The sequence below is a fragment of the Okeania sp. SIO2F4 genome, from assembly GCF_010672385.1.
Lineage (GTDB): Bacteria > Cyanobacteriota > Cyanobacteriia > Cyanobacteriales > Microcoleaceae > Trichodesmium.
Window position 1 is genome coordinate 1 of the sequence record NZ_JAAHGT010000419.1, and the last position, 7,990, is coordinate 7,990.

General features: G+C 35.6%; 6 protein-coding genes. 2 read left to right on the forward strand and 4 right to left on the reverse strand.

The genetic code is table 11. The features are described from left to right. Nucleotides 1-396 precede the first annotated feature (396 nt). From F6K22_RS23395 to F6K22_RS23410, 4 genes are all read right to left on the reverse strand, one after another. Nucleotides 397-591 carry a hypothetical protein gene (locus F6K22_RS23395; RefSeq protein ID WP_293103400.1) on the reverse strand — a complete coding sequence of 65 codons (195 nt, stop codon included), beginning with the start codon at nt 589-591 and terminating at the stop codon, nt 397-399. Next, nucleotides 581-718 carry a hypothetical protein gene (locus F6K22_RS23400; RefSeq protein WP_293103403.1) on the reverse strand — a complete coding sequence of 46 codons (138 nt, stop codon included), beginning with the start codon at nt 716-718 and terminating at the stop codon, nt 581-583. The genes F6K22_RS23395 and F6K22_RS23400 overlap by 11 nt, the downstream gene beginning before the upstream one ends. 135 nt (nt 719-853) lie before the next feature. Further along, the gene (locus tag F6K22_RS23405) at nt 854-1,456 is read right to left on the reverse strand and encodes a hypothetical protein (RefSeq protein WP_293103406.1); all 603 of its coding nucleotides are present in this window, start codon (nt 1,454-1,456) and stop codon (nt 854-856) included. A 123-nt stretch (nt 1,457-1,579) separates the two neighbouring features. Continuing rightward, a complete protein-coding gene (locus tag F6K22_RS23410) occupies nt 1,580-3,265 on the reverse strand; it encodes a CHAT domain-containing protein (RefSeq protein WP_293103408.1) in 1,686 nt (561 codons plus the stop codon). Between the two features lie 993 nt (nt 3,266-4,258). Between F6K22_RS23410 and F6K22_RS23415 the strand changes: the two genes are divergently transcribed. Next, entirely contained in the window at nt 4,259-6,478 is a 2,220-nt protein-coding gene (locus F6K22_RS23415; protein ID WP_293103410.1) for a DUF6798 domain-containing protein, read from the forward strand. A gap of 134 nt (nt 6,479-6,612) precedes the next feature. Then, nucleotides 6,613-7,179, forward strand: coding sequence for a Uma2 family endonuclease (locus F6K22_RS23420; protein WP_293103413.1), 567 nt, complete (start codon nt 6,613-6,615; stop codon nt 7,177-7,179). The last annotated feature ends 811 nt before the right edge of the window (nt 7,180-7,990 follow it).

A 7,990-nucleotide genomic window follows, 5' to 3' on the forward strand; every position in this document is an offset into this window, starting at 1 on the left:
GAATTAATTATCTACCTCGTCAAGTAAGGCGATCGCCATTCTCAAGGTTTATCTAAAATCTAAAAACTAGAGCGCAACAGTTGAATTAATTATCTACCTCGTCAAGTAAGGCGATCGCCATTCTCAAGGTTTATCTAAAATCTAAAAACTAGAGCGCAACAGTTGAATTAATTATCTACCTCGTCAAGTAAGGCGATCGCCATTCTCAAAGTTTATCTAAAATCTAAAAACTAGAGCGCAATAGTTGAATTAATTATCGACCTCATCAAGTAAGGCGATCGCCACTCTAGCAATTTATAGTTATTCCAGTTAAGATTGAGACAAGGTTTTCTTGCCTTGAAAGAGTTTCAGTTAAAAAAGTGATCCAGTCTTATTCAGAATGACTATATCTAAAATCTAACTGTAAGATTTAGCATCTGGAAATACTTCACCAGTTGATAGGGTAGCTAGAGATTTTACACCTAAATCTACACCTACTACATCTACTGAGAAATCAGTCATTTTGATTGCTGTTTCTATCTTGAAGCTAATGAACCAACGATTAGCTTTTCTGCTAATAGTTACAGACTTGGGATTAACATTATCTGGCAATATTTAGTAATGTTTTTACCCATCCAATTCGAGGTAATTTTATACGATTAAAACCTACTGTTATGGAAGTATAAAGGGTGAAACGATCATCTCTACCTTTTTTCTTAAATTTAGGCACTCCCAACACTTTGGTAAAGCAAATTTTCCAAACTTCTGAATCAAAAAGTCACCCTAGAAGGGTGAGGCTTCAGACCCACTTTTTTGGTAAAAAAAATGAAAACTTTGATGAGTAATTATGATATAGAACTTAGGAATAGAAAAATTAATTACTAACTTGAGATATAGCATAGAGCGCAATCGCTAAACTTAACTGTGCTTGTTCAACTTCAGATAAATCATACCAATCAACAGGTTGCACCGTTGCTAAAGTATTTTCTACAGCATCATTTTGATCTCCACGCATTGAATAAGCAAGAGGACGCGCCATTACTTCCAAATCTTCCAAATCCCAACCAGGTAAAACTTCGCTGACACAATGTACCAATTGATCTGAGAGAGATAAAGTAGAACCTAAACGATTCACCTGATCGACAACATTAATAGCAATCTTGCCTAACTTGTTGAGTAAATTCTTAGGAGCAAAACCTGCAAACTTTTCATATAAAGCATTCTGAGTATCAATAATCGGCCAAAGTTTGTCAGTTTGACTATAAAAATTTTGGCAAGCGGCAGTCATTTCCATATCATTGAGTAAATCAGATAAAGGTAGCTCTTGTTCGAGAGAATTAAAATAAGCCTCTGATTCTGGTGCTTCAGGATTCCAAGGATAAGCAATATCGTCCAGAACGATCGTACTTAAGAAATCTAATTCTACCTCAGTAGAGGCGTTAACAGAAAATTGAGAACGGGAAGGCTGATTATTCATAATTTTATTCCTGGATATGCATAAGAATTTTCTACTAGAAGTAGGTAATTAGCAATCAATATCTTTCTTTCCTACTTTTTTAGCTACAGAAGCAACCTAGTTAGTTCCGTAATCTAGCTGGGATTAACTACTAAGGTCTTCAGTTGTTTCAATCACAAACTCAAAAGCTTGACCTTGAGAACTGCCAAATTTTAACAGTGTTCCTGATTTTATAACAACCTCATCACGATGTATTCTTTGCCAACTACCAGACTGATAAATTAAAGTCCCGAAACGAGAAATATCTCGTAAAAAGTAAGTTTGTTCAACCTCTTCATTCGGTAAGCAACGACAAAAAATTTCCGCGTGTTTTTGGGAAACCCACCGCTCCAAAATCACCACATCATTTTCCTGAGAACGCCCAACCGCAATTGTACCCACCCAAATTGGCCAAACTTGATTATGATCGTCTTGAAAACGTAAAAAAGTCTTAGAAGTGTAACCGCTAATCCAAGTTGGAGAGTTAGTAGGTAGTTGAGTTACTAATTCATCAAATACTTCAACTAATTGACCATTGAACTCCGGGTGCATATACAAGACTGGTAGAGTCCAAGCTGGTTGGTTAAATCTGTAGAGAGTTAATAATTGTTGTCTTGCTACTGCTACTGCCTGATCTATTAACATTCCCTCTGTCAAACCTTGAGCAAAGACTTGAATAAAACTTAAAGCTTCTCGATCGGCAATTTCATCTCGCATCCCTAAAACGGCAGGTACTCCATGATGGATTAATACTTCTGCTAGACTACTACGTGGTATTGCCTGGACTTCACGAGAAGATAGAGGCTCTGTAGCTGGTTGCGCTCCCCAGCAAGCATTAAATACTGCTAGGGTTACTCCATTACGAACTAAAATTTGTGCTAACTCGGTACCATTGAGGGTTCTCTCAGGTGATAAAAACAAGCAACCACCATCTGGACCTGGTGTACCGTGACCAGCATAAAAAAGTACATTATAAGTTTTTTTATCTAGATAGGAAATTAATTCTTCTGGAGTAGGCTGAATTAGTGTATCGACTCTACAAGGAATAGTAGGATTAACTCTGGGTGGATTGGAGTTTGTGATATTGTGAGCTTTCAAAACCTCAATTAGTTGGGCTGCTTCTTCTTCGAGTTTTAATTTGGATGGAACTAGGGGTTGATGGCCATTATTAGCTGTGGGGGATTGTCCTTTAGGGGTACTTTCCCCAATTACCAACAAAATGTTCAGAAATTGGGAAGGTGGTTGGCTGCGTAAAGAGTTAACATCACTGGTGGTACGACTGAATAAAATTTCCCGACTTAGAGAAAAGGCGGGCAAAGCGACTCCTGGTTGCATAATTTCCCAGGGTAAGGCAATTAATTCTGGTTCCCTAATATCTAATCTTACTCGTAAGGGTAATTCTTGGCCAATAGCAATTCCTTGACTTTGGTGGAGACTATTACCAATTTCTCCTTGGAATAGCCACTGCCACAGATTAATACCTAAATTTTGCATTAGGCGACTGGTACGATTTATTTTGACACCAGATTTAGAGATGGCATGAATATTTGGGGTTGATTTTAAGGCAGTTTGAGGTGTACCTATTGGAATAGCAGGTAAACTGTGGGGAGAGAAGATTTCTAACCAAGCCTGCCAAGATTTTGATAAAGCTTCTGGCCATACCTGGTCATGGTGGACATATCCCCGTTGGAAAGGAGCCTGCATGACCCAGACTGCAAAGTGATTGGCTTCTGGGATTTTCAGGCGGGCGATCGCTATACTTAGGCAAGGACTTTCTGGAGGGAAAGGCATTCAATTTTTTCTATACTATTCTTATTCTTAATGTACTGGAATGTACTGGAAGATATCTATGCTAGTTTACCTATATTATTGTAAGTCTTTAGGTTTTATTGCATCATAAGATAATTTTGGCTCTTGAAGCTGACCGAAATGTTGGAGCGATGACGGGTAAGTTTTGATGGTTTATGGCCAATTTGTTAGATATGGCTACTGAAAAGTGGGATCAAGTGCTTTGCAAGAACATCGAAACTAGCAAAGTTCAAGAAAAGTGGTACATATGGGTTGAAAATATTGTTTTTGAAAGGAATAAGTAAAATGGAGGAGGGAAAAAGGTGTGAGTCGGATTTACACAAAACTGAGTTATAAAATAGCCTCCAATATATATGGGAAGAGGTGTTTAGGTCATAATTTTCAAATCTAAGATTTACAGGGGTTTCAGGTATTTTATAGCCCAATAAGGTTCAGTTAAGGATTTTTGTTGCACTCCTGCAATCTGAAAAGCTTGTCTAAATAGTTCCATACTTTGATGAATTTTGGTCTGATCTGAATTACATTGTTTTATAGTCGATAAAATTTATAAGTATCATTTTAAATTTCAATCAGCTTTTATAGTTTTATTAAATAGCATTCAGCTATCGGCAATTTATAGTTTTAAAGAGGATTTATAGCTGAATTCAGAAGTCATAATTTTAATTATTGCTCTGACTATATTTGAGAATTTACGCGCCAGTAATGGTGACTGCTATAAAGGATTTTTTTTATAGTTTATAGCTAGTTAATTCAACAATTAATAATTGTCTCTTATTAAAAATAAGAGGATTGGAGAAAAAGATTTTTTTCTTTTTATTCCTGAAATAAGAGGCTTTATACCTTTATTTTTCGGTAAAGTTTGACTTTGAGGCAAAATCTGCTTCAAGACAGAAAAATACTTCAGAACAAGGATATTGATTTGACAAATTGTCTTTCTTTCTACTTGCTTCTTCCTTCTTCCTTATCTGATAATAAATGTGGCACTTAAAAAAATATAGTTGGCATTTCTCTATATCCCTATTTACCTTTATAATTCTTGGTTCATTTATTGCCATAGGATATACTTTTCCAGCAGGAAATCATTACACCCACGTTCCTCAAATTAAATCAATGTTGAATCCTGAACTCTATATGAACGATTACTATGTTCAGGAAATGTTGAAGTTTACTCCTAGATATTACTATCAATATTTGGTTTATTTTATCACTAAAGTTACTGGCAGTATTTCCCTCGTATATTTGATTTATTATCTGATTTCATTTATTAGTTTTATCTGGGGTTTATCTGCCATAAGTAAAATTTTTACTCCATCTAAACTCTCAGCAGCAGTTTTAATTTTTCTGAGTTTAACATCTTACACTTTGATGGGATATTTAAAATTTTTTCCTAATACTCCCATACCTGCAACATTTGCCATGAGTTTGACAGTTTGGGGATTTTATTTCTGTTTTCGGCAAAGATGGATAATTGGTTATTTATTTTTTGGTATTGCTTCAATTTTACAATTTTTGGTTGGTGTTTTGCCGGGAATTATGATGATTCCTATTATGTTAATTGAGGTAATAAAAAATCAGAAGGTTAAACAAGTAAACTCTTTTGAGAAATTCAAAAGTCAAAAATGGTTTGACCCCGCGTCGGCGACAGGCGTAAGACGCAAGGGAATGCTGACCAAGAGAGGGAATGCTGATCAAAAGAGGGAATGGGCACCAAGAGAGTCAAAAGTTAAAAGTATTACTCCATTGATGAATCTTTTGTCTGAGTACAGATTGATTTTTTTGGTGATTCTACCATTAATTATTTTATTTGGTTTTGCTTGTTTAGTTTATCTGCCAATGGTATTAACTGGTACGACTAGCACCGATCGATTAACTAATGAAGAATTTGTTTTTATCTACGGTTGGGTAAGGAATCCTCATCATATTATTCCTGCTTATTGGAATTGGAAAATTAGGTTGGATTTTATCTGTTTTATTCTGGGTGGTTGTTTGTGCATTCATAAAATTGATATTGCTAAATCAGAATATTTCTTACAGCAGTCGAGAACAGAGAAAAAATTATCCCACAGCTCGCCTTTTCCAGATGTAGAAATAGGAAAGATCAAAGAAAAAAAAGTTAGGGAAAAAGATTTAAGTTTTACTGATGTGAGATGTCTAGATAAATGGAAGTTTTATCTGATTATTGCTGAGTCAATTTTTGCTTTGCTTTTAGGTTATATTTTTGTGGAAGTTTACCCCTTAGCTTTATTTGCTAAGTTACAGTTGGCAAGAACTGTTCCTTTTGCTCAGTTGATGATTTTTATTGCTGTGGGTGTTTTGGTTAATCAGTTATATCAACAGAGAAATTTAGGGGTTGGTTTATTATTGATAATATCTCTAATTTTGCCTGTACCTTATCAGGGTATTTGCTTTTTTATCTTATCGATTGGATTGTTTTTTCTGGAGAGATGGCGCTACAAATTAATAGTTTTGTTGATGATGTTAGGAGGGTTAATATTTTACTTATTACATCCGCCGATAGATTCAATTGTTAATCGTTTGTTTGTGATGCCTGGTTTATTTTTTGTATTAGTTTTTCCGTTTATTTTAGATGAAGTTGATGTGACGTTTTCGACTGCCAGAACCGACATGAAAAGCTGCACGATATGGAAGGCGGAGCCTAGCGACAGCTATATCGCTGTGAAAAAGTTAATGATTTATGGTTTAGCACTTTCGACAACTTTAGTATTTGTTTTAGGATTATTTGAGGCATTACCAGGAAAAATTTTAGAGGTATTTAAACAACAAGTAAAATTTAATAGAGTTCCTCAAGATGAAATTACGAAACTAGCTTTAAGATTTAGAGAAATTAGCAATAAAGATGATGTAATTTTAATTCCTCCATTTGTCTCAAATTTTCAATTTTTTTCAGATAGGGCGGTTATTGTTGATTTTAAACATTTTCCGCAAACAGATAGGGGAATTCAAGAGTGGAAAAATCGCATGGAAGACATTTTTGGCGTTCCTTTGAATAATAAGTTAGCGGTGGGAGCGATGGAAATTTTGTTTCCGCAACAGACGGGGAAAGAATTAGTTAATGTGGCGAAAAAATATGGAGCTGAATATATTTTGACTAGAGTTGACTGGCATGGAGATATTCAAGGAAAAGTTCTAGATAAAGAAGGAGAATGGGCGATTTTTCAAATAAATTCTGATTAGTAGAGGCTTGGTTTATCAGTCATAATTATAATTATTGGTATAGTATTAATGTCAGCTAGTAGGTTGGGTTGAGGAACCGAAACCCAACAACTACATTTTTAGGTGTGTTATGTCACTACTCCCTATTAATAATTATGTCAAATCTCACAGTTAAAGACTTGGAAATATTGCAAGGTAATCTTAATCAAGCAGGCTTAGATTATCAATTAGAATTAGACGAGGGAAAAATATTAGTTATGGGTCCATCAGATATTGTTTCTAGTGAAGTAGGCGCTCAGTTAATTCGACTATTAGGTAATTGGGTTTATCCACGTCGTCTAGGACGTTTGTTTGATTCTAGTGGTGCTTTTATTCTTCCAGATACCAATCTTAAAGTTCCTGATGTTTCTTTTGTTCGTGCTAAACGTCTAAAAAAAAGCGTTCGTTATTTTGGGGAATTAGTGCCAGACTTAGTAGTAGAAATTAAATCTCAAAGCGACAGAATTAAAGCTTTAAAAGAGAAAATCAAGAAGTATTTAGAATTAGGAGCGGAAGTAGGAATTTTGATAGATCCAGATGAGGAAATAGTTGTAGTTTATCCCTCCAATGGTGAAGAAATTGAATTAAATAATGAAGATAAGTTGACTATTCCTGAACTATTTGGTGAGTGGGAATTGCCTATTGTTGAACTTTGGCCGCCTGTGTTTGATGATGAAGAGTAAACTATCTTTATTTTAGGTGGTAAATTAGTAACTAAAAAAAATGCCTAGAAAATCTTGAAACTTTAAAACTGGATATTCTTAAGTAGATTACTACTCGCTGTAATAATCGCGAGTTTAAATTTTATGGCATCCGGTTTGTTGGGAGTTGGGTAATACTCTGGAAAAATCTGCCGAGAAATATAGCGTTACGCGCAAGGCAAAAGTCACAAATAATCTATGACTAAGTTTGAGAATTTATAAATGTCCTAACCTTTTCTTCGATTGCTATACAAAGGACTTTCTCCCAAGTACAAGTCTCAACAAAAACCCCCTACAAAGCGCCATTGGGATGGTACACTTCTAGGGAATTATTCTCCACATTTAGGGGGAAAAAGCGCTCCAAGAAAAAATACCCCTCGTGCCAGTTATCGGAAAACTAAGAACTAGCACAGGTTGTCGATCAATTTTTGCAAGCTAATAGAGTGCCTTGGGTGGAGGAGAAAGATTTTAGATATTTTGAGTTCTAATTTATAATAAACTGTTAGTAGTCAAGTTGATTAAGTCAGGTGAGGTCAAATACACTAAACCCGCATAATACTTCAACCCGCTCCCGCTCCCCGTCACTTTCTCCAGTTCGTTGTCATCCAAACAAACAAACATTTTACTGTTTTGGTTACTCGCTTGTTTTGCAGTTAGTTGAGTAGATTGACATCTCCAGGGGTTGAAACACCCTGGATTCTGTGGTTAGTCCACCGCAAATGGGATAAATCCACATTTGCTTAAAGCCTGAAGGGCAGACTCCTAAACTCCTCGGCATAGACGGAAATCTAGC